Below are 22,915 nucleotides of genomic sequence, written 5' to 3'. Positions count from 1 at the left end.
TTTTTGTTCTGTCATTGGGGTGAATAAAAAGACCCTGACTATTTTAGTCGGGTTTATGTTATTATTCGTCGGTTTTGTAATCTCGGTGCAATTTGACAATGCTAGACAACGTGAAAATCGTCCTCGTCGGAACCTCTCACTCCGGTAATATCGGCTCAGCAGCAAGAGCGATGAAGGTGATGGGGTTAAGCCAGATGGTCTTGGTTGACCCACAATGTGAGGTAGATGCTCAAGCGATTGCGCTTGCAGCGGGTGCTAGTGATATTGCGCTTGGTGCTCAAATTGTTGGTTCATTGCAAGATGCTATTGAAGATTGTGGTTTGGTTGTTGGCTCAAGTGCGCGGTCTCGTACATTGGATTGGCCTATGATTGAACCAAGAGAGTGTGGCGAGAAGTTTGCCATAGAAGGTGAGCAACACCCTGTTGCTTTGGTTTTTGGTCGTGAACGCACTGGCTTGACCAACGAAGAATTGCAGCTTTGCCATTTTCATACTTGTATTCCAGCAAACCCGGAATACAGCTCTCTTAACTTAGCGATGGCGGTTCAGACATTAAGTTATGAAGTACGTGTTGCACATTTGCAGCGTGTGGCCAACCAATTTCCTGAACAAGAGCAAGCTGAGTATCCACGTCACAAAGAGCTAGAATTATTCTACCAACACCTTGAAAAAGTCATCACCGATACCCAGTTTATCTCTAAGGATAAACCAGGGTTAGTAATGAACAAATTACGAAGAATGTTCAGCAGAGCTCGCCCTGAGTCACAGGAAATCAACACGTTGCGTGGTATTTTAACGTCAATAGAAAAAGGGCTAGGGGTTAAAAAATAACCACTTTTTCTGTTGGGTTAAATACCTGACTATTTTAGTCAAATAAATACTTGATTAAAATAGTCAGGTATGGAAAAATCGAAACCACATAATCAATGTGGAAACGTGTGATATGAGACTAACATCAAAAGGAAGATATGCAGTAACGGCGATGCTAGATGTCGCACTGCACTCACAGCAAAGCCCAGTACCTCTGGCAGATATCTCTGAACGTCAAGGGATCTCACTGTCATATTTAGAGCAACTGTTCTCAAAATTGCGCAAAGCTGGACTTGTAGCCAGTGTACGCGGTCCAGGTGGTGGTTACCGACTCGGCGCAGAAGCGTCTGATATTGCAATTGGAACGGTGATAGCTGCTGTTGATGAGTCTGTTGATGCAACCAAATGTGCTGGCAAAGGCGATTGCCAAGGTGGTACACGTTGCCTCACTCATACGCTTTGGAGAGATTTAAGCTCTCGCATTAGTGACTTCTTAAATAACATCACTCTCGGTGAGCTGATGGTAGATAATGAAGTATTAGAAATTTCAGACCGACAAGACGTAGATCTTGCGGTAAATCATGGGTTCTCAAGAAAAAGTACAAGCACCGCACCCATCGGAATTAATGTTCGCTCGTAAGTAGTGTTGCTTTTACATTGGAGTAAAGAATGAAACTGCCTATTTATCTAGACTACTCTGCCACATGTCCTGTTGACCCGAGGGTTGCAGAAAAGATGGTTCAATTTATGACGATGGACGGTACCTTTGGTAATCCAGCGTCACGATCACACCGTTTTGGTTGGCAAGCAGAAGAAGCAGTAGACAACGCGCGTGAGCAAATCGCCGATCTGTTGAACGCGGATCCTCGCGAAATTATTTTCACTTCGGGCGCGACAGAATCAGACAACCTTGCTATCAAGGGCGCTGCTCATTTTTACGCTAAAAAAGGTAAGCATGTTATTACCTGTAAAACAGAGCATAAAGCAGTACTTGACCCATGTCGTCAATTAGAGCGTGAAGGCTTTGAGGTAACGTATCTTGAGCCGGAAGCCAATGGTCTTATCGATTTAGCAAAGTTAGAAGCTGCAATGCGTGACGATACTGTGCTTGTTTCTATCATGCACGTAAACAACGAAATTGGTGTTGTTCAAGATATCGCCGCTATTGGTGAGCTATGCCGCAGCAAGAAAATCGTTTTCCACGTTGATGCTGCGCAATCGGCTGGCAAATTGCCAATTGATGTTCAAGAAATGAAAGTTGACTTAATTTCAATGTCAGCTCACAAAATTTATGGCCCTAAAGGTATCGGTGCACTTTACGTTCGTCGTAAACCCCGTATCCGTTTAGAAGCACAAATGCACGGTGGTGGTCATGAGCGTGGTTTCCGTTCTGGTACGCTACCGACTCACCAAATTGTTGGTATGGGCGAGGCATTTGCTATTGCTAAGCAAGATATGCAAAAAGATTATGACCATGCAAAATCTCTGCGTGATCGCCTGTTAAACGGTGTTAAAGATCTTGAAGCCGTTACGATCAATGGTGATCTAGAGCAGCGTGTACCTCACAACCTAAACGTGAGCTTCGCATTTGTTGAAGGTGAATCGCTATTGATGTCATTGAAAGATCTTGCAGTATCATCCGGTTCAGCATGTACTTCAGCGAGCCTAGAACCATCTTATGTACTTCGTGCATTAGGTTTGAACGATGAACTGGCACACAGCTCTGTACGTTTCTCGTTTGGTCGCTTCACGACAGAAGAAGATATCGACTATGCGATTGAGCAAATTACAACAGCAGTGAACAAGTTACGTGACATGTCTCCTCTATGGGATATGTATAAAGAAGGGATTGACCTAGATACGGTCGAGTGGGCACACCACTAATCTCACGATAGTAGAGGATTCGAGGAATTTATTATGGCATATAGTGAAAAGGTTATTGACCACTATGAAAACCCACGTAATGTAGGGTCGTTTGATAAAAATGATCCTGCTGTGGGAAGTGGTATGGTAGGCGCGCCAGCTTGTGGCGACGTAATGAAGCTTCAGATTAAGGTAACACCAGAAGGTATTATCGAAGACGCGAAGTTCAAAACCTACGGTTGCGGTTCAGCTATCGCATCAAGCTCACTGGTTACAGAGTGGGTAAAAGGTAAATCAATTGAAGAAGCTGCGGCTATCAAAAATGCTGAAATTGCTGAAGAACTAGAGTTGCCGCCAGTGAAAGTTCACTGCTCAATTCTTGCGGAAGACGCAATTAAAGCCGCCGTAGCCGATTATAAGAAAAAGCACGACTAAATCGCTTGGATAACCAAGCCTTAATATATCATCAAGAGAAGCAAACAAAGGTTGTAGTATGGCCATCTCAATGACAGAAGCAGCAGCAAGCCGAGTAAGAACGTTTTTAGAAAACCGCGGTAAAGGTATTGGATTACGTTTAGGTGTAAAGACCACTGGGTGTTCTGGTATGGCCTATGTTCTTGAGTTTGTTGATGAACTTGATGATGGTGATGAAGTCTTTGAGCATGAAGGTGTGAAAGTCATCATCGATGCAAAGAGCTTGGTTTATCTCGATGGAACAGAGCTTGATTACGTGAAAGAGGGCTTGAACGAAGGGTTCGAATTCAACAACCCAAACGCAAAAGGCGAGTGCGGTTGTGGTGAGAGCTTTAATGTTTAACCTTTAATAGTCGTGGTGCAGTTGGTTTAGCCAGTTGCTCCACGATTCTTGTTTGCGAGTCTATGTTATGAACCATTTCGAACTATTTGGGCTACCTATTCAGTTTCAGCTGGACGGTAGCCTTCTTTCTTCTCAATTCAGAGAATTACAGCGACGCTTTCATCCCGATAACTTTGCTACCGCTTCCGAGCGTGACCGCATGCTTGCGGTTCAGAAAGCAGCGCAAATCAATGACGCATACGAAGTACTTCGTAAGCCAATTTCTCGAGCAGAGTATCTGCTGGCTGAGAATGGCGTAGATATTCGAGCTGAACAGCAAACCTTGCAAGACCCTATGTTCTTAATGGAACAGATGGAACTGCGTGAGACCCTCGAAGAAATAGAGACCTCAAGTGATGTTGAGTCAGAACTCTTTGACTTTGAGGCGAAGGTCAGCAAAATGTTCAAATCACAACTGCTTGAGTTACAACAGCTGCTCGAACAGAATCAGTGGCCACAAGCTGCAGATAGCGTCAGAAAACTAAAATTTATCGCCAAGTTGCAAAGTGAAATAGAACAGCTCGAAGATAAGCTGCTTGGTTAATGGAAGCTCCCAAGGATATTTGAATGGCATTACTTCAAATCGCAGAACCCGGTCAAAGCTCTGCGCCACACGAACATAAGTTGGCTGCAGGTATTGATCTAGGGACTACAAACTCTCTAGTTGCAACGGTAAGAAGTGGAGAAGCAGCCACGCTACCAGATTCGAATGGCAGAAATATCTTGCCTTCGGCCGTGCATTATACAGAAGAGTCTACCACGGTCGGTGTTGAGGCTCGTGATAACGCAGCTTCTGATCCAGTGAATACTATTATTTCGGTAAAACGCTTATTAGGTCGTTCACTTGCGGATGTTCAAAGCCGTTACCCATCTATGCCTTACTCTTTGACAGAAAGTGATAATGGTCTGCCAGTATTACAAACGCGTGGTGGGGCGAAGAATCCTATTCAAGTGTCCTCTGATATCTTAAAAGCACTTTCTCAACGTGCAGAAGAATCATTAGGTGGCGAATTAGCAGGGGTGGTTATCACGGTTCCTGCCTACTTTGATGATGCTCAGCGTCAAGGCACAAAGGACGCAGCGAGCTTAGCTGGTTTACATGTCTTACGACTACTCAATGAACCTACTGCGGCCGCGATTGCTTATGGTTTGGATAGTAGTCAAGAAGGTGTGATTGCTGTCTATGATCTTGGTGGCGGCACCTTTGATATATCTATTCTGCGATTATCTCGTGGCGTGTTTGAAGTACTCGCAACGGGCGGCGATTCAGCGCTGGGTGGCGATGACTTTGACCATTTGGTTGCAGAACATTTGCAGCAGCAAATTGGTAAGGCTGAACTAACGGTTCAAGAGCAGCGTGAATTACTGGACGCAGCAACGCAAGCTAAGATCGACTTGAGTCAATCTGATGTGGCAAGTGTGGATGTGCTAGGTTGGCAAGGCGAATTAGAGAAAGCTCAATTTGAAGATCTCATTCGTGCCCTAGTTAAGAAAACCCTTCTTTCTTGTCGCCGTGCTCTAAAAGATGCGGAAGTGGATGCTGAAGAGGTACTTGAAGTCGTCATGGTGGGTGGTTCAACCCGTACACCTTTGGTTCGCGACATGGTAGGCGAGTTCTTTGGGAAAACGCCTCTGACTAGCATTAACCCTGATGAAGTGGTTGCGATTGGTGCTGCCATTCAAGCGGATATTCTCGCAGGAAACAAACCAGACTCTGAAATGCTGCTACTCGACGTACTGCCTTTGTCTCTAGGTATTGAAACAATGGGTGGCCTAGTCGAGAAAATTGTTCCTCGAAATACAACCATCCCAGTTGCCCGTGCTCAAGAGTTTACCACTTTTAAAGACGGTCAAACGGCTATGTCGGTTCATATCGTTCAAGGTGAACGTGAAATGGTTGATGATTGTCGTTCTCTTGCTCGTTTTTCACTTAAAGGTATTCCTCCAATGGCGGCGGGTGCTGCGCATATTCGAGTCACCTATCAGGTTGATGCAGATGGTCTACTGTCTGTCACAGCGATGGAAAAGAGCACTGGTATTCAATCTGATATTCAAGTCAAACCATCATACGGACTAAGCGATGATGAAGTGACGAATATGCTCAAAGACTCGATGACTTACGCTAAAGACGACATGTTGGCTCGTGCCTTGGCTGAACAACGTGTGGAAGCCGATCGCGTTATCGAAGGGTTAATTGCAGCGATGCAAGCTGATGGCGATGCTTTACTAGATGAACAAGAAAAACAAACACTAGTAGAAGCCATTGAAGCACTAATTAAACTGCGCAATGGTGACGATGCCGACGCCATTGAACAAGGTATAAAAGATACTGATAAAGCGAGCCAAGAATTTGCTTCTCGTCGTATGGACAAGTCCATTCGCGAAGCTCTTGCCGGTCAATCAGTAGATAACATTTAAATTCGAGGACTAAGTAGTCATGCCAAAAATAGTTGTTCTGCCCCATGAAGATCTGTGCCCAGAAGGCGCAGTGTTAGAGGCTAACGAAGGCGAAACCGTATTAGATGTGGCACTAAAAAACGGTATTGGGATTGAGCACGCTTGTGAGAAATCGTGCGCTTGCACAACTTGTCACGTGATTATTCGTGAAGGTTTCGATTCACTTGAAGAGAGTGAAGAGCTTGAAGATGACATGCTAGATAAAGCGTGGGGCTTAGAACCAGAATCACGTTTGGGTTGCCAAGCCGTTGTTGCTGATGAAGACTTAGTGGTAGAAATTCCAAAATACACGTTAAACCACGCATCTGAAGATCACTAATAAGTGGAGGATACATGAGCTTAAAATGGACTGATTCTCGTGATATCGCTATTGAGTTGTGCGATCAATTTCCAGATATGGACCCTAAAACGGTTCGTTTTACCGACTTACATCAATGGATTACGGAACTAGAAGATTTTGACGATGATCCAAATCGTTCTAATGAGAAAATCCTTGAAGCAGTCATCTTATGCTGGATGGATGAGTACGATTGATAAATCGCTCTAACTTTACTTCTAAAAACGGACCTTTGGTCCGTTTTTTTGTCGCTACATGTTACATTGTTATTAATTCCCTTGGGCGGGTCATTGGTATTGTCTCTACATAGTGATAACATCATTTGAATCATAAGATACGACAACACAAAACAGAATTAAGACAAGGAGAGACCATGTCTAACACAATGTCGGTATTTCTTAGCCAAGAAGCGGCTGCTCCTCAATGGGGCGACAAAGCAATCATCTCTTTCACAGAAACTGGCGCGACAGTCCACTTAGGCGAGGGCCACGATTTAGGCGCTATTCAGCGCGCGGCTCGTAAATTAGACTCACAAGGTATTTCTAATGCAACACTGGCTGGTGAAGGCTGGGATCTAGAATCAACCTGGGCATTCTATCAAGGCTACCGTAACTCTAAGAAAAGCACGCAAGTAACGCTGCCGTCACTCGGTGAGCAAGATGAAAACGAGCTGAATGCACGTATCAAAGCCTCCAACTGGACTCGTGACATCATCAACAAGAGCGCGGAAGAAGTTGCGCCTCGTCAACTTGCGACTATGGCGGCTGAGTTCATTAAATCAACGGCACCTGAGCACGTTACTTACCGCATTGTAAAAGATAAAGATCTGCTGACTGAAGGATGGGAAGGTATTTTCGCTGTAGGTCGCGGTTCTGAACGTACATCGGCAATGCTGCAACTCGATTACAACCCAACTGGTGACGAAAATGCCCCAGTATTTGCGTGCCTAGTTGGTAAAGGCATCACATTCGATTCTGGTGGCTACAGCCTGAAGCCTTCTAACTTTATGTCGGCGATGAAAGCAGACATGGGTGGCGCTGGTACTATCACTGGCGGTTTGGGATTAGCTATCATGCGTGGTTTGAATAAACGTGTGAAGTTGATTCTCTGCTGTGCGGAAAACATGGTTTCTGGCCGAGCGCTTAAATTGGGTGACGTGATCACTTATAAAAATGGTAAGACGGTTGAGATCATGAATACCGATGCCGAGGGACGCTTGGTTCTAGCTGATGGTCTCATTTACGCGAGTGAACAAAACCCTGAGCTGATTATTGACTGTGCTACGCTCACCGGTGCAGCTAAGAATGCTCTAGGTAATGATTACCACGCTATCATGTCTTTTGATGATGAACTCACTCATCAAGCATTAACCAATGCAAACCAAGAAAAAGAAGGTTTGTGGCCACTACCGCTAGCAGATTTCCATCGAGGTATGCTGCCGTCAAACTTTGCTGATCTTTCAAATATCAGCAGTGGTGATTACTCACCAGGTGCAAGCACTGCAGCGGCATTTTTGTCTTACTTTGTTACCGATTATAAAAAAGGTTGGTTGCATTTCGATTGTGCCGGCACTTATCGCAAAGCGGGGACTGACAAGTGGTCTGCGGGGGCAACTGGCATGGGTATTCGTACTCTAGCTCGACTGCTTACTGAGCAAGCTCAAACCAAATAACAACAATATAAACAGAAAGATAAGGAACAATAATGGCCCTAGAAAGAACATTTTCAATCGTTAAGCCTGATGCTGTAGAACGTAATCTTATTGGTGAGATCTATCATCGTATTGAGAAAGCTGGTCTAAAAATTATCGCAGCTAAGATGGTTCACTTGACCGATGAGCAAGCGAAAGGGTTTTACGCTGAACACGAGGGTAAGCCATTCTTTGATGCACTGCGCGAGTTTATGACCTCTGGTCCTATCATGGTTCAAGTACTTGAAGGCGAAGATGCTATCGCTCGTTATCGTGAGCTTATGGGGAAGACTAACCCAGAAGAAGCTGCATGTGGAACCATTCGTGCAGATTACGCGTTAAGCATGCGTCATAACTCGGTACACGGCTCAGACAGTCCAGAGTCGGCAGCGCGTGAAATTGAATTTTTCTTCCCTACGTCGGAAATTTGTCCGCGATAATGATTGATACCGCTCAACACAAGGAGGCTTAAGCCTCCTTTTTTAATATTGAGTGTTTATGCTGTTCAAAAAATGTTCACTTATAAATGAATACCTTATTATTTTAAGGTTTTGTAGCGCTTGTTGTAGTCGCCTAAAGGCTGTACAATTCGCGCCCTTAAGTAGAATCACCGTCATCGAAGAGGCAACATGACCGCACAAAAAGTCAATCTACTCGATTTTGATCGCAAAGGTATGCGTAAATTCTTCCAAGAGGAACTTGGCGAAAAAGCCTTCCGTGCAGATCAGGTTATGAAGTGGATCTATCATTTTGGTTGTGATGACTTTGAAAAGATGACCAACATCAACAAGAAGCTTCGTGAAAAGCTGATTCGTTTGGCTGAAATTAAAGCTCCGACAGTCTCTGAAGCGCAACACTCATCAGATGGCACCATTAAATGGGCGATGCGTGTAGGTGATCAAGATGTCGAAACGGTCTATATCCCAGATGATGACCGCGCAACGTTGTGTGTTTCATCTCAAGTAGGTTGTGCGTTGGAGTGTAAATTCTGTTCAACGGCACAGCAGGGCTTTAACCGTAACCTTAAAGTCTCGGAAATCATCGGTCAGGTTTGGCGCGCTGCGCGTGAAGTCGGCCTTGAAAAAGAGACTGGTCGTCGTCCAATAACAAACGTAGTGATGATGGGTATGGGCGAGCCTCTACTCAACATGAAAAATCTGATGCCTGCGTTAGAAATTATGCTAGACGATCTTGGCTTTGGTTTGTCCAAACGCCGCGTAACGGTATCGACTTCAGGTGTGGTGTCCGGTCTTGATCAAATGACGGGTGAAATTGATGTTGCATTGGCTATTTCTCTTCACGCTCCAAATGATAAGTTGCGTAGTGAAATCATGCCGATTAATGATCGTTGGGATATCGAAGATTTCTTAGCGTCAGTTCGTCGCTATATTGCGTCATCTAATGCTAATCGCGGCAAAGTAACGGTTGAATACGTACTTTTAGACCACGTCAACGATGATATGGATCATGCTCGTGAGCTTGCAGAATTGTTGAAAGACACGCCTGCGAAAATTAACTTGATTCCATTTAACCCTTATCCGGGCTCTCCTTACAAGAAACCGAGTAACTCGCGCATAGATCGTTTCATGAAGACGTTAATGCAGTATGACTACACTGTGACAGTCCGTAAGACTCGCGGTGACGACATTGATGCGGCGTGTGGCCAATTAGTCGGTGATGTAATTGACCGTACTAAACGCACCAAGCAGTTGGCTGAGCAAAAAGGTGAAGCCATTCCGGTAAAAACGGTATAAAACAGAAATAAATAAAGAAAAACCAAGTATTTGCTTGGTTTTTTTGTATCTATAGTGCTGTAATCGAAAATATCTGATCTTTGCCACAATTTACTGATAAAAAATTCAGTATTAATGGAACAAATATCGGTTTTGTTAATCAAATATTTCAAAACGTCGCTTGAACCTTATAGATAGTGTCAATTTTTTATCAAAAATGGCTCTATTTACGTCGTTTTACGTTTGCCGATTTTAACTCGTGGTTAGAATCGACTATGATGGTCACATTCAGCCGCTGTCTTGGCCCATTATGGGGCGACATTGCGCGAAAATCATAATGAAATCGAGCACTTTGCAATAGATTGAGGTGCAGAAGTAGGCAATTTGGGACTATGCTGTAAATACAGTTAGTACGTACGATTTACCACACTAATGACGATATCACACCAATAAATAAAACGAACTAAGCGTGTAGCGTCATAGTCACAACCAGAAGAAGTACATGATAAATGAGTACTGAACAAAACACCGTAGTAGATAAAGTTGAACAGCAACCACAAGAGCCCGTTCTTGCCGGAACCATATTAAAAGAGAAACGTGAAGCGCTAGGCCTCACGCAGAAACAGATTGCGGACCGTTTACGCTTGCGTGTCGCCATCATTCAAAAAATCGAAGCCAATGATTTTGATGGTGAGCAAGTTGCAACCTTCACTCGAGGTTATCTACGTTCTTACGCTAAAGCAGTTGGCATAGATGAAAAAGAGATCCTTGGTGCTATTGAACACCACAGTGAGGCGCAACCTTCAGAACAACCAATGCAGAGCTTCTCTCAGAAAACCAATAAAGAAAAACACGATAGCCGCATAATGAAACTTACTTGGGGTATTTTCGTGGTGATTATTGGTATCTCCTCGGTTTGGTGGTTACAAAGTCAGCAAAAAGATACTCTTTCGGAAATCGCAGATACCAGCGATCCTGCCTTTCAAGTAGAAGAACCCGCTTCGCCACAACTTACTGCTGAGCCTGAATTAGCACCAGCCGAAGATGAAGTAAAAACTATAGATGTGTCTGCTATCATCGATACGCCTGAGCAGACAGAGGAAGTAGCGACAGAATCGGTATCAAAGACTGCCAATCTTAACGCTGAAGAAGCGGCTTCGGAAGATGTTGCAGTAATTGAGGAACAACCTCAAACTGCAAACGAGCAACCAAAGCCAGCTGATGGTCTGACTAATTTAACGATGGCTTTCACAGGTGACTGTTGGATCCAAGTAAAAGACGCGGACGGAAAAACTATCACTACCGGTATCAAAAAGCAGGGCGACAATGTCAATGTAAACGGAAAAGCACCATTTAAAGTGATTTTAGGTGCTCCTGAGAAAGTTTCTATGACATTAGCGAGTGAACCTGTCGACCTTTCTGGGTATACTTCAGGCAAAGTAGCTCGATTCACCTTACCTTAGATAATCAATATGCATCACGAATCACCAATTAAACGTCGCCCATCTACGCGTATTTATGTGGGCGATGTACCTATCGGCGATGGCGCTCCCATTGCTGTTCAGTCAATGACTAACACTCGCACGACGGACGTTGCTGCGACAGTTGCTCAGATTAAAGCGTTAGAAAATGTCGGTGCAGACATTGTTCGTGTATCTGTTCCTACTATGGATGCCGCTGAAGCTTTCCGAGAAATCAAACAGCAAGTTTCGATTCCTTTGGTTGCTGACATTCATTTCGACTATCGAATTGCATTGAAGGTTGCGGAGTATGGCGTAGATTGTTTACGTATCAACCCGGGTAATATTGGTAACGAAGCTCGCATTCGCTCTGTGGTAGATTGCGCACGCGACAAAAACATTCCAATTCGTATTGGCGTAAATGGCGGGTCGCTAGAAAAAGATATTCAGATGAAATATGGCGAGCCTACACCAGCTGCTTTGGTGGAGTCGGCGATGCGTCACGTGGATATCTTGGATCGTCTAAACTTCGACCAATTTAAAGTCAGTGTCAAAGCGTCGGATGTGTTTCTAGCTGTAGACTCTTATCGATTGCTGGCTCAAAAGATTGATCAGCCACTACACTTAGGTATCACTGAAGCTGGCGGCGCACGTGCGGGTGCTGTGAAGTCATCAGTTGGTCTTGGGATGCTGCTGGCGGAAGGTATTGGTGACACATTACGTATTTCTTTGGCAGCAGATCCTGTCGAAGAGATCAAAGTGGGCTTTGATATCTTAAAGTCATTGCGTATTCGCTCTCGTGGTATCAACTTCATTGCTTGCCCAAGTTGTTCACGTCAAGAATTTGATGTGATCGGCACAGTAAATGCGCTGGAGCAACGCTTAGAAGATGTGATTACACCAATGGATGTGTCGATTATCGGCTGTGTGGTTAATGGACCAGGTGAAGCAGAAGTTTCACACCTAGGCTTAGCTGGTAGTAACAAGAAAAGTGCATTCTACGAGGACGGTAAACGTCAGAAAGAGCGCTTCGATAATGATGACCTAGTGAATAAGCTCGAAGCAAAAATTCGTGCTAAGGCGTCGATGTTAGATGAGTCAAATCGCATCGAAGTGAATCAAGTAGAAAATAAATAATTTCAACGATATAACGGTATTAAACTGTGGCAAAAACTATTCAAGCAATCCGAGGCATGAACGACTGCCTCCCAACACAATCTCCACTTTGGCAAAAAGTTGAGAATACAGTTAAGCATGTTGTTAGCGCATATGGTTACAACGAAGTACGTATGCCTATCGTTGAAATGACCCATCTATTTAGCCGCGCTATTGGTGAAGTGACTGATGTGGTCGAAAAGGAAATGTACACCTTCGAAGACCGTAATGGCGATAGCCTAACGCTTCGTCCTGAAGGCACGGCTGGTTGTGTCCGTTCTGGTATTGAAAACGGCTTGCTATATAACCAAGAACAACGTCTTTGGTATATGGGCCCAATGTTCCGCCATGAGCGCCCACAAAAGGGTCGTTACCGTCAATTCCATCAATGTGGTGTGGAAGTCTTTGGTCTAAATGGCCCTGACGTCGATGCTGAGCTTATCATGATGACTGCGCGTCTATGGCGTGAGTTGGGCATTGCTGAACACGTACGTTTGGAACTGAACTCTATCGGCTCTCTAGAAGCTCGCGCTGATTATCGTACAGCATTGATTGCTCACTTAGAGCAGCATATTGATGTTCTTGATGAGGATAGCAAGCGTCGTATGTACACCAATCCTCTACGTGTTCTAGATAGCAAGAACCCAGATGTACAAGCGATTTTGGCTGATGCTCCTGAACTGTCAGATTACCTCGATGCAGACTCAAAACAACATTTTGCAGGTCTTTGTGAACTTCTTGACGCAGCAGGAATCGAATATACGGTAAATCAACGCCTTGTTCGTGGGTTGGATTACTACAACCGCACGGTATTTGAGTGGATCACCGAAAGTTTAGGTGCTCAAGGCACGGTTTGTGGCGGTGGTCGTTATGACGGACTGGTTGAACAACTAGGTGGCAAAGCAACGCCAGCTGTCGGTTTTGCTATGGGCTTAGAGCGTTTGGTACTAATGATGGAAACGCTTGAGCTGACTGATGTTCGTCGTAGTGTTGATGCTTACGTAGTGACTGCGGGTGAAGGCACCATGATGGCAGGTATGAAGCTAGCCGAGTCTTTACGTGAAGCTATCCCTGGTATTCGTGTCATGAACCACTTTGGTGGTGGCAACTTCAAGAAACAATTTAAGCGTGCAGATAAAGTTGGCGCAGTATACGCTCTAGTGCTAGGCGAGAATGAAGTGGCCGAGAATACGGTCGTGGTCAAAGATTTGCAGGGTGGTGAGCAAGAAACTATTGCTCAAACTGAGTTAGCCGCTAAATTAGCAGATATTATCTAGTTTATAGACTGACGTTGATTGAACGTATTCGATAGATGAATCAATCAACGTTAGTGACGAATTCTTTTAAGAGGACAGGAAGTGGAACTCTACGATTCTGAAGAACAACAAGTAGAAGCAATCAAAGATTGGTGGAAAGAGAACGGCAAAGCAGTGGTTCTTGGTGTTGTTGTTGGTTTAGGTGGTTTATTTGGCTGGCGTTACTATCAAGACTCAGTAACGTCTGCGCAAGAAGCTGCTTCTGAACAGTATACCAAAGCGGTAGAAGCTATTGCCGCTAAAGGCACTGACGCAAGTGGTGACGTGCAAGCATTTATCGATGGTAGCAAAGACACTGAATACAGTGTTTTGGCTTCACTACAACTAGCGAAAGTTCAAGTAGAAGCTGGTGAGCTTGAAAAGGCTCTTGAGCAACTGCAATGGGCACAAAGCAAAACTAAAGATGCGGCGATCACTCCGCTAGTGACTTACCGTATTGCTCGTCTAATGGCGGAAACAGGTAACGTTGATGGTGCGCGTGCTGAACTTGCGAAAATTACCGATGACGCATGGGCAGGTCGAGTGGCCGAGCTGCGTGGTGATATCGCAATTCGTGACGGTGACCGTGATGCAGCTTACACTGCTTATACTGAAGCACAGCAAGCGCAGGACGCAAGCCAAGGGCTACAAATTAAACTGGACGATCTTGCCAAGTAAGGGCCATAGCCGATGAATAGAGTCGTAAAGAAAGTACTGCTTTCTATTTCGGTACTGGGAATTCTTGCAGGGTGTTCTAGTGAAGAAGATACAGTCATTATGGCACCACTGCCAAAAGTACAAAGTGAGTTCACGCCTCAGTCGGTATGGTCTGCAAGTATTGGTGATGGTGTTGGTCAGTTCTTCTCGAAGCTCTCTCCAATTTACGCCTATGACAACTTGTTTGTCGCTAGCCGAGACGGAGTGGTAAAAGCGCTTGATCCAGAAACGGGCAAGACGCTTTGGGAAGTCAATGTTGCTGGTGAGACATCGGCTCGACTTTCTGGCGGTATTGCCGCAGCGTATCAAAAGCTTTATATCGGTAGCGAAAACGGTGAGGTCATTGCGCTCGATGTCAAAACGGGCGAAGAAGTTTGGCGCGCTAAAGTGAATGGTGAGGTGCTTGCGAACCCGGTAGCGGATGCAAGTTTAATCATGGTTCATACCAGTCAAGGCTTGTTGGTTGCATTGGAACAAACGTCGGGAGAAGAGCGCTGGGCGATCAGTACCGATGTTCCAAACCTAACTTTACGCGGTGACAGTGCACCAGCTACCGTATCAGGTGGTGTTTTCTGGGGCACGGCCAATGGACGTTTAGCTGCTGCTATCGTCGAACGTGGACAGTTGATTTGGCAGCAACCTGTAGGTACGCCAAAAGGTGCTACAGAGATCGATCGCTTGGTTGATGTGGATTCATCTCCAATCATTTTAGGTGGCACACTGTTTACAGTGGGTTTCAATGGGCAGTTAATTTCTATCGATCTACGTTCTGGTAACCCTATTTGGAAACGTAACTACTCATCAGCAACGGATATGGCGACGGATAACCGTAGTTTATTCTTGGTGACAGATAATGATCATGTAGTAGCTGTTGATGCTCGCAGTGGTACTGAGCTGTGGGAAAACAACCAGTTGGAAAACCGACTGCTAACCGCTCCTGTTATTGTTGATGGTTACATCGTAGTAGGTGATAGCTTAGGTTACTTGCACTGGATTGATCGAGAGTCAGGTGAGTTTGTAGCACAGCAACTCATCAACGAAAGTGGCCTTTCTGTTGGACCAACTAAGGTACCTGAAGGCTATGTTTTAGTGACTCGTGATGGTGAAATAAAGAAACTCACTATCAACTAGAAAGCGTGATATAATTCACAAACGGCTCCTGGCTGATCTCAGTTAGGAGCCGTTTTATTGCTGCGAAGCAAAAGGATCTTTTCGAGCTCGGATAGATGGATTAATTTGTGGTTATAGGAAAACGTGAGAATTTTACCTATAACTACAATTAGAAGATAAGTGTAGAGGTTTATATGGTACCTGTTGTTGCCCTAGTTGGACGCCCGAATGTGGGTAAGTCGACCCTGTTCAATCGATTGACGCGTACGCGTGATGCTCTTGTTGCGGATTTTCCGGGGCTAACACGTGACCGTAAATACGGTCAGGCGAAACTGGGTGAGCATGAATTCATTGTTATTGATACCGGTGGTATTGATGGTACTGAAGAAGGTGTTGAAACAAAAATGGCGGAACAATCGCTAGCTGCGATTGATGAAGCGGATGTCGTGCTTTTCCTCGTGGATGGCCGTGCAGGTTTAACGTCGGCTGATGAAGCTATTGCTCAGCACCTGCGAAAAATTGAGAAGCCGTCATTCCTAGTGATTAACAAAGTTGATGGTATTGATGCTGATGCTGCCAGTGCTGAGTTTTGGCAACTTGGTGTAGAAGACATGTACCACATCGCAGCGGCACACGGTCGTGGCGTTACTGCACTTATCGAACGCGCACTTAACCCATTTGCAGAAAGCTTTGTTGAACAAGGTGAAATTGAAGATCTGACTGAGTTTGAAGACGAAGAAGAAGAGAAACTCGATTATACCGAAGAAGAAGCGGAAGAAGAGTTTAAGCGTCTTCAAGATCAACCAATTAAGTTGGCTATCATTGGTCGACCTAATGTGGGTAAATCAACGCTGACCAACCGTATTCTTGGTGAAGAGCGTGTCGTAGTTTATGACATGCCGGGTACCACTCGCGATTCTATTTATATTCCTATGCAGCGTGATGATCGTGAGTATGTGCTGATCGATACTGCTGGTGTACGTCGTCGTCGTCGCATCAACGAAACGGTTGAGAAGTTCTCAGTGGTTAAAACACTGAAAGCAGTAGAAGATGCAAACGTTGTATTGCTCGTTATCGATGCTCGTGAAAACATCTCAGATCAAGACTTAAGCCTCCTTGGTTTTGCGTTAAACTCTGGTCGCTCTATTGTGATCGCTGTGAACAAGTGGGATGGTTTAGATACTGACGTGAAAGAACACGTTAAGAAAGAGCTTGATCGTCGTCTTGGTTTCGTTGACTTTGCTCGTATCCACTTTATTTCAGCTCTTCATGGTACTGGTGTTGGCCACTTGTTTGAATCTGTTCAAGAAGCTTACAAGTCTGCGACTACCCGTGTGGGTACTTCGGTACTGACCCGTATCATGAAAATGGCGACGGAAGATCACCAGCCACCTATGGTTCGTGGACGTCGTGTTAAGTTGAAATATGCGCACGCTGGTGGCTACAACCCACCAATCGTTGTGGTTCACGGTAACCTAGTCAATGAACTACCAGATTCGTATAAGCGTTATTTAATGAACTATTATCGTCGTTCTTTGGAAATCATGGGTACGCCAATTCGTATTAACTTCCAAAGCAGCGATAACCCATTTGAAGGTAAGTCTAACAAGATGACCCTTTCACAAGAGCGTAAACGTAAACGCTTAATGACGATGATGAAAGGTCGTCCTAAAAAATAAATCGAAATTAAACAACGCCCTCTGAGTACAGCGGGCGTTTTTTGTTGCAAGGAATAATCATACCGTGTTTACCGCTAGTAAAATTCACTTTTGTCATCAAACTTGGCAGCTAGACAGCGCAATTCAATTGATCGATGAGCATTCTGATTACACCGATATTGTTGTAGACAGTACGCCATTTCACCCTGTAAGTCACATATGGCCTGATCATCCGGCAGACAAAGGTTATTTGCTAGCGGAAGGTCAACAACTTGAAGTCATAGATTGTCTTGTTGGTGCTATCGAACTGGATACCAAAACACTGTATGTCGGCAGCGCGATTCCCGTAAAACGAGACTGTGATGGATGGGTATTTGTTGTTGTTCATCGAATCGCGAAAGGACCAGAACTTTGTGTTGGCCAGGTCATTACATTGGAAGTGGACAAAGCCTATCAACAAAGTTTGAGCAGAGGACATAGTGCCGGACATATCGCTTCTCTTGCACTTAACAAAGTGCTAGCTGCGTCATACTGGAGAAAAGAAGCAGACCGAAAAGATGGTTTGGCCCACTATGATTTTAATAGTTATGCTCAGGAACAGAGTGTGGTATCGCCAAACCGATGTTTTGACCGATATCGCCTTGGGAAAACGCTAAAGAAACGTGGATTAAATACTGTAGAGGTGTTGACAGACTTACAGAGAATTGAAGATATGACTAATCAACAGTTAGCTGAGTGGTCACAAGAACCCTCTGAAGTTTCAATGCAACTTGAAGGTCCATTTTTGACCAGTTCAAGATATTGGCACTGCACTCTTGATGGCGTCGACGTCGTGATGCCTTGCGGTGGAACGCATATCAATCATATGGATGAACTGATTAACCTTAGAGTCGAGCTAAAAGCCGTAGATTCGTCTTATATCGAAATGCATACCCATGTAAGTGACTAATTCGAGAAATGATCGTTTTATTAAGTTCTGTATAGTGTCATTTATCAAGTCTTATGTGGAATAATAATCTAAATTAAATCCAAATGCAGAATATGTAACTTATGCTTTCGGTGTGTGGTTATATAAATGTTCTTTTAAGAGCAGATCGCTGATCAGATTAGATTAAGGGGAAGATCTAGGGAAGATCTAGAACAGCATCGTATTGTTGTTCGTCCCTTTGACCATACGACTAAATATTAAACTGGTCAATAGATCATCTATCCGTACGTTGTGTTATTATGTGTCGGTTACGCATACTCAATAAGAACGACAATTCTGCGGATTTATGACGAAAGATTTGCTGATAGATGCCCATAAGGGCATGAACTTACTCTTGAAAGAACTTGCTCTGGGGTTGCCAAAACCCCAATTGGAGGAGCGAATCATTAAGTTAACAGAGCGCCTGTTTAAGGATAAACGCGCCTCAATATTAACGTTAGATCAAGAGACACATCGACTGTACAGCACTTCAGCACCTAACTTGCCTGACTTTTACAACGATGCTATTGATGGGATCGAAATAGGAGAAAGAGTAGGTTCCTGCGGTGCGGCTGCCTATTTAAAACGTTCTGTTATCGTCTCTGATGTCAAAAGCCATAGTAATTGGCAGCCTTTTGTTGAACTTGCGACACAAGCAAATATTAGAGCATGCTGGTCTGTGCCAGTGATCTCGACACAAGAGCACGTATTGGGTACGTTTGCACTCTATAGCTCATTGCCCTCTGATCCCCATGCTATTGAACTGGAGATACTCGAGTCTATTGCCGCGGTTTATTCTGTGGCACTAGAGAAATATGCTTTAGAAGATAAACTCAACTACCAAGCTAAGTTTGATTGTCTGACTCAATGCCTGAATCGTCGAGCTCTATTAGAACGTGTCGAACAAAGTCATTGCTTTCAAGGCAATTTTCTTGGCTGTTTCTTCATAGATATCGATAAATTCAAACAGGTAAATGATGTATATGGACATCAATTTGGCGATAGGGTGTTGGTTGCTGTCGCGCAAAAATTACGTTTGCTATTACCTGACCAAGCTGTGTTAGGTCGATATGGTGGCGATGAGTTTCTTGCGTTTAGTTGCTTTCCTAGTCAGGAAGATTCCAGAACTTTTTACGAGACATTGCAGTCAGAATTGAATCAACCTGTCACTTTAGAAGAGACTAACATCGGTGTTAGCGTTGGGTTTGCAACTAAAGAATGTTGTTCAGACATGACGATTGACCAATTGATCCGTTTAGCGGATACCGAGATGTACAAAGTCAAACGTAAAGCTAAGTTAGAGAGTTTATTCCTATCTCGTGGCTAAACGTTTTCCTAACGTTAAAGAACGTCTTATGGCAGTTGCCTAGTATCCTTTAGGTGTTCGAGATAGAATATCAATATTAACATCTACTAATATTTAGGTGAGATATGAACTTCGCAGACAACGAGTGCCCAGATTGCAAGGTCGCTTTAGATTGGGACGGGCAGTATTTCTGTAAACAATGTACTAAACACTTTGTCAAAATTGGTTATTGCCCAGATTGCCAAGCTGAAATGGAAAAGCTTCAGGCGTGTGGTGCAGCTAACTATTTTTGTAACTCATGTAATGAACTAAAGTCCAAATCTCGAGCAAGGTTTGAATTCCAACCAATCAAAGCTTAGTGAGATTGTCTAGTTAGGTTTGATATCGGTAACGGTAGAGACAAGAGTGCCATGCTCTACTTGAGTCGTCATTGTCGAGCCTATCTCTACCGAATCTACATGAGAAATGACTTTCCCATCCTCATCTTGAGTAATAGAGTAACCGCGCTTCAAAGTAGCGAGTGGACTCACCGTATCAAGCTTACCTACTGTTAATGCAAATTTATGCTTAGTTGAAGAGAGTTGGCGTTGCATCGCTTGCTCTAGTCGGCTTTCTAATTGAGTCAATCGATGCGATTGTTGTGCCAGACGAGTAACAGGAGACTGTAACTTCAGGCGATGCAGCTTGTTGGTTAACCTTAGAGTCTCTTGAGATAACCTTTGCTTCATTGCGGCATTAAGGCGGTACTCAAATTCATCCAGGCGTTGACTTTGGCGCTGCAAATGATGTTTAGGATGTTGATTGCTCAGGTCTTGCATCAACGAGGACAAGCGCTGCTTTTGCTCCGACAGATAAAGTCGAATGATGTTTCTCAGGCGCTGTTCTCTAGTGATCAGTGACTCACGTTTATGAGAGGTATCATTGCTGACTAGTTCTGCGGCTGCACTTGGTGTCGGGGCGCGCACATCAGCGACGTAATCAGCGATAGTGACGTCAATTTCATGTCCGACTGCACTGATAATTGGTATTTGGCTGGCGGCAATGGTTCTGGCGACGATTTCGTGGTTGAAGCACCATAAATCTTCAAGTGAACCTCCGCCTCGACCGACGATTAACACATCACACTCGTTTCGGCTGTTTGCTCTGCCAATCGCTTGAGCAATCTCAATCGCAGCATTATCTCCTTGAACCGTCGTCGGGTAAATAACCACAGGTAAGGAAGGATCACGCCTTTTCAAAACATCTAAAATATCAAATAAAGCAGCGCCCGTTTTGGAGGTAATGATACCTACACGTTTTGGGTGGCTGGGCAATGGTTGTTTTAGTGTTTGAGCAAACAAACCTTCTGCGGCAAGTGACATTTTCAGCTTCTCAAACTCTTGCTGAAGTCGACCATCCCCCTCGGGTTGCATTGACTCTATGATGAGCTGATAGTCACCTCGTGGCTCATAGAGAGAGAGTCTTGCTTTAACTAGTACTTGATTTCCATTAGCAGGTTTGAACGTTACACGGCGGTTGTTACCACGAAACATCGCGCATTTCACTTGAGCGCGAGAGTCCTTAAGAGTGAGGTACCAATGACCAGAGACAGGTGCAGAAAAGTTAGAAATTTCGCCGACTAACCACACAATCCCCATTTCATTTTCTAGCAACAAACGAACTTCAGAGTTCAGGCGTGACACCGTGTAAATGTTTTGATTACTAGACGTAGAATTAGAGCTTGATCGCGAGGATAGGGGCACAGCTAATCTCAAAGACGTGGGTATGGAAATTAGCGGCAATATAATACATATCAAGGGGGTAAATGCAAATAAAAAATATAAAAATGTGTAGCCAAGCGATTTCGTCGGGCGTATAATCCCACCGCAATATCTAATCCAAATGACCTTATTATGCGAAACGATAAGGGCGGATTATTCCTTCAACTCCTCTATTGTGAGATATTGCAAATGCTAAGAATTGCCAAAGAAGCGCTGACGTTCGATGATGTACTACTCGTTCCAGCTCACTCCACCGTTCTCCCAAACACAGCCGATCTTCGCACTCGGTTGACGAAGAATATCAGTCTGAATATTCCAATGATCTCTGCGTCTATGGACACAGTGACGGAAGCGCGTCTAGCGATCGCGCTTGCCCAAGAAGGTGGCATTGGCTTTATCCACAAAAACATGTCTATTGAGCAACAAGCTGAGCAAGTACGTCTTGTTAAGATCTTTGAAGCTGGTGTAGTAACAAACCCTGTTACTGTTCGTCCAGAAGCAACGATTGCAGATGTAATGGCGCTAACTGAAAAGCATGGCTTTGCAGGTTTCCCTGTTGTTACAGAAACGAATGAGCTTGTAGGCATCATCACTGGCCGTGATGTTCGCTTTGTTACTGATTTAAGTAAGAAAGTAGAAGTAGTAATGACGCCAAAAGCGCGTCTAGCATCAGTAAAAGAAGGCGCTTCTCGTGAAGAAGTGCAAGAAGAGATGCACCGTGCACGTGTTGAAAAAGTGTTGGTCGTAAACGATGAGTTCCAACTTACCGGTATGATCACTGCAAAAGACTTCCACAAAGCAGAACGTAAACCAAACGCATGTAAAGATGCGCAAGGTCGTCTGCGCGTAGGTGCTGCTGTCGGTGCGGGCGCGGGTAACGAAGAGCGCGTAAAAGCTCTAGTTGAAGCTGGTGTTGATGTGCTTTTGATTGACTCTTCACACGGTCATTCAGAAGGCGTTTTAACTCGCATTCGCGAAACACGTGAAGCGTACCCAGATCTCGATATCATTGGTGGCAACGTAGCTACGGCTGCTGGCGCGAAAGCATTGATTGAAGCGGGTGTTAGTGCCGTTAAAGTTGGTATTGGCCCTGGTTCTATTTGTACAACTCGTATCGTTACAGGTGTTGGTGTTCCTCAAGTTACAGCGATTGCTGACGCTGCTGGTGTTGCCAACGAATATGGTATTCCAGTTATCGCAGACGGTGGTATCCGCTTCTCTGGTGATATCTGTAAAGCAATCGTTGCTGGTGCATCATGCGTGATGGTTGGCTCTATGTTTGCTGGTACTGAAGAAGCACCAGGCGAAGTTATTCTTTATCAAGGCCGTTCTTATAAGGCTTACCGTGGAATGGGTTCTCTTGGCGCGATGTCTCAAGGTTCATCGGACCGTTATTTCCAATCAGATAATGCTGCGGACAAGCTTGTTCCAGAAGGTATCGAAGGTCGCATCGCCTACAAAGGTCGCCTAAAAGAAATCGTTCACCAACAAATGGGTGGTCTTCGTTCAAGCATGGGTCTAACAGGCTCTGCGACTATCGAAGATATGCGTACTAAAGCAGAGTTCGTACGTATCTCTGGTGCTGGCTTAAACGAGTCACACGTGCACGACGTTCAAATCACTAAGGAAGCACCAAACTACCGTCTAGGTTAATTACCCATAGACTGTAGTGATAACGTTGAGGGTCACAATTGACCCAAGTAAGTCTAAATCTTACGTAAACGTTTGCTTTTTTCCTTGAT

23 protein-coding genes are annotated in these 22,915 nt (G+C 44.5%); 22 read left to right on the top strand and 1 reads right to left on the bottom strand.

The window, feature by feature from the left end:
• Positions 1-98: 98 nt before the first annotated feature.
• From trmJ to JKJ11_RS13695, 21 genes are all read left to right on the top strand, one after another.
• Positions 99-830: a tRNA (cytosine(32)/uridine(32)-2'-O)-methyltransferase TrmJ gene (trmJ, locus tag JKJ11_RS13795; protein WP_038227966.1), complete on the top strand. Its 732-nt coding sequence runs from the start codon at positions 99-101 to the stop codon at positions 828-830.
• A 112-nt stretch (positions 831-942) separates the two neighbouring features.
• Complete coding sequence (iscR, locus tag JKJ11_RS13790; RefSeq protein WP_006072585.1) at positions 943-1,449, top strand: Fe-S cluster assembly transcriptional regulator IscR; 507 nt, start codon at positions 943-945, stop codon at positions 1,447-1,449.
• Between the two features lie 29 nt (positions 1,450-1,478).
• A complete protein-coding gene (locus tag JKJ11_RS13785) occupies positions 1,479-2,693 on the top strand; it encodes an IscS subfamily cysteine desulfurase (protein WP_006072583.1) in 1,215 nt (404 codons plus the stop codon).
• A gap of 33 nt (positions 2,694-2,726) precedes the next feature.
• Entirely contained in the window at positions 2,727-3,107 is a 381-nt protein-coding gene (gene iscU / locus JKJ11_RS13780; RefSeq protein ID WP_006072582.1) for a Fe-S cluster assembly scaffold IscU, read from the top strand.
• A gap of 58 nt (positions 3,108-3,165) precedes the next feature.
• Entirely contained in the window at positions 3,166-3,489 is a 324-nt protein-coding gene (gene iscA / locus JKJ11_RS13775) for an iron-sulfur cluster assembly protein IscA (RefSeq protein WP_006072581.1), read from the top strand.
• Between the two features lie 67 nt (positions 3,490-3,556).
• On the top strand, positions 3,557-4,072 hold the full coding sequence (gene hscB, locus JKJ11_RS13770) for a co-chaperone HscB (protein WP_006072580.1): 516 nt from the start codon (positions 3,557-3,559) through the stop codon (positions 4,070-4,072).
• Positions 4,073-4,095: 23 nt separating this feature from the next.
• Complete coding sequence (hscA, locus tag JKJ11_RS13765) at positions 4,096-5,946, top strand: Fe-S protein assembly chaperone HscA (RefSeq protein WP_252038341.1); 1,851 nt, start codon at positions 4,096-4,098, stop codon at positions 5,944-5,946.
• A 19-nt stretch (positions 5,947-5,965) separates the two neighbouring features.
• On the top strand, positions 5,966-6,304 hold the full coding sequence (gene fdx / locus JKJ11_RS13760; RefSeq protein ID WP_006072576.1) for an ISC system 2Fe-2S type ferredoxin: 339 nt from the start codon (positions 5,966-5,968) through the stop codon (positions 6,302-6,304).
• 14 nt (positions 6,305-6,318) lie between these two features.
• Positions 6,319-6,519 (top strand): Fe-S cluster assembly protein IscX, encoded by a 201-nt coding sequence (gene iscX / locus JKJ11_RS13755; protein ID WP_006072574.1) that lies wholly within the window; start codon positions 6,319-6,321, stop codon positions 6,517-6,519.
• A gap of 176 nt (positions 6,520-6,695) precedes the next feature.
• Entirely contained in the window at positions 6,696-7,994 is a 1,299-nt protein-coding gene (gene pepB / locus JKJ11_RS13750; RefSeq protein WP_088876171.1) for an aminopeptidase PepB, read from the top strand.
• A gap of 32 nt (positions 7,995-8,026) precedes the next feature.
• Positions 8,027-8,452, top strand: coding sequence for a nucleoside-diphosphate kinase (gene ndk, locus JKJ11_RS13745; RefSeq protein WP_006072571.1), 426 nt, complete (start codon positions 8,027-8,029; stop codon positions 8,450-8,452).
• 189 nt (positions 8,453-8,641) lie between these two features.
• Entirely contained in the window at positions 8,642-9,766 is a 1,125-nt protein-coding gene (gene rlmN, locus JKJ11_RS13740) for a dual-specificity RNA methyltransferase RlmN (protein ID WP_006072569.1), read from the top strand.
• A 488-nt stretch (positions 9,767-10,254) separates the two neighbouring features.
• Positions 10,255-11,208 (top strand): cytoskeleton protein RodZ, encoded by a 954-nt coding sequence (gene rodZ / locus JKJ11_RS13735; RefSeq protein ID WP_252038340.1) that lies wholly within the window; start codon positions 10,255-10,257, stop codon positions 11,206-11,208.
• Between the two features lie 9 nt (positions 11,209-11,217).
• Complete coding sequence (gene ispG, locus JKJ11_RS13730; protein ID WP_124940205.1) at positions 11,218-12,342, top strand: flavodoxin-dependent (E)-4-hydroxy-3-methylbut-2-enyl-diphosphate synthase; 1,125 nt, start codon at positions 11,218-11,220, stop codon at positions 12,340-12,342.
• 26 nt (positions 12,343-12,368) lie between these two features.
• The gene (gene hisS / locus JKJ11_RS13725; RefSeq protein ID WP_252038339.1) at positions 12,369-13,637 is read left to right on the top strand and encodes a histidine--tRNA ligase; all 1,269 of its coding nucleotides are present in this window, start codon (positions 12,369-12,371) and stop codon (positions 13,635-13,637) included.
• 81 nt (positions 13,638-13,718) lie between these two features.
• Positions 13,719-14,333 carry a YfgM family protein gene (locus JKJ11_RS13720; RefSeq protein ID WP_006072562.1) on the top strand — a complete coding sequence of 205 codons (615 nt, stop codon included), beginning with the start codon at positions 13,719-13,721 and terminating at the stop codon, positions 14,331-14,333.
• A 12-nt stretch (positions 14,334-14,345) separates the two neighbouring features.
• Positions 14,346-15,503, top strand: coding sequence for an outer membrane protein assembly factor BamB (gene bamB, locus JKJ11_RS13715; RefSeq protein WP_006072561.1), 1,158 nt, complete (start codon positions 14,346-14,348; stop codon positions 15,501-15,503).
• Between the two features lie 173 nt (positions 15,504-15,676).
• Positions 15,677-17,161 carry a ribosome biogenesis GTPase Der gene (der, locus tag JKJ11_RS13710; RefSeq protein ID WP_006072560.1) on the top strand — a complete coding sequence of 495 codons (1,485 nt, stop codon included), beginning with the start codon at positions 15,677-15,679 and terminating at the stop codon, positions 17,159-17,161.
• 64 nt (positions 17,162-17,225) lie between these two features.
• A complete protein-coding gene (locus tag JKJ11_RS13705) occupies positions 17,226-18,089 on the top strand; it encodes a hypothetical protein (RefSeq protein ID WP_006072558.1) in 864 nt (287 codons plus the stop codon).
• A gap of 325 nt (positions 18,090-18,414) precedes the next feature.
• Entirely contained in the window at positions 18,415-19,434 is a 1,020-nt protein-coding gene (locus tag JKJ11_RS13700) for a sensor domain-containing diguanylate cyclase (RefSeq protein WP_252038338.1), read from the top strand.
• A gap of 104 nt (positions 19,435-19,538) precedes the next feature.
• Complete coding sequence (locus JKJ11_RS13695) at positions 19,539-19,772, top strand: zinc ribbon domain-containing protein (RefSeq protein ID WP_006072556.1); 234 nt, start codon at positions 19,539-19,541, stop codon at positions 19,770-19,772.
• A 9-nt stretch (positions 19,773-19,781) separates the two neighbouring features.
• Here the strand turns inward: JKJ11_RS13695 and xseA are convergent, their stop codons facing one another.
• Positions 19,782-21,155, bottom strand: a complete 1,374-nt coding sequence (gene xseA / locus JKJ11_RS13690) for an exodeoxyribonuclease VII large subunit (protein WP_051647159.1) — start codon at positions 21,153-21,155, stop codon at positions 19,782-19,784.
• 207 nt (positions 21,156-21,362) lie between these two features.
• Between xseA and guaB the strand changes: the two genes are divergently transcribed.
• Positions 21,363-22,826, top strand: coding sequence for an IMP dehydrogenase (gene guaB / locus JKJ11_RS13685; protein ID WP_006072553.1), 1,464 nt, complete (start codon positions 21,363-21,365; stop codon positions 22,824-22,826).
• The last annotated feature ends 89 nt before the right edge of the window (positions 22,827-22,915 follow it).

It is taken from the genome of Vibrio sp. SCSIO 43133, from assembly GCF_023716845.1.
Classification (GTDB): Bacteria; Pseudomonadota; Gammaproteobacteria; order Enterobacterales; family Vibrionaceae; genus Vibrio; species Vibrio mediterranei.
Note: the sequence above shows the minus strand (reverse complement) of the source record. Positions and strands in the feature narration are given on the sequence as shown.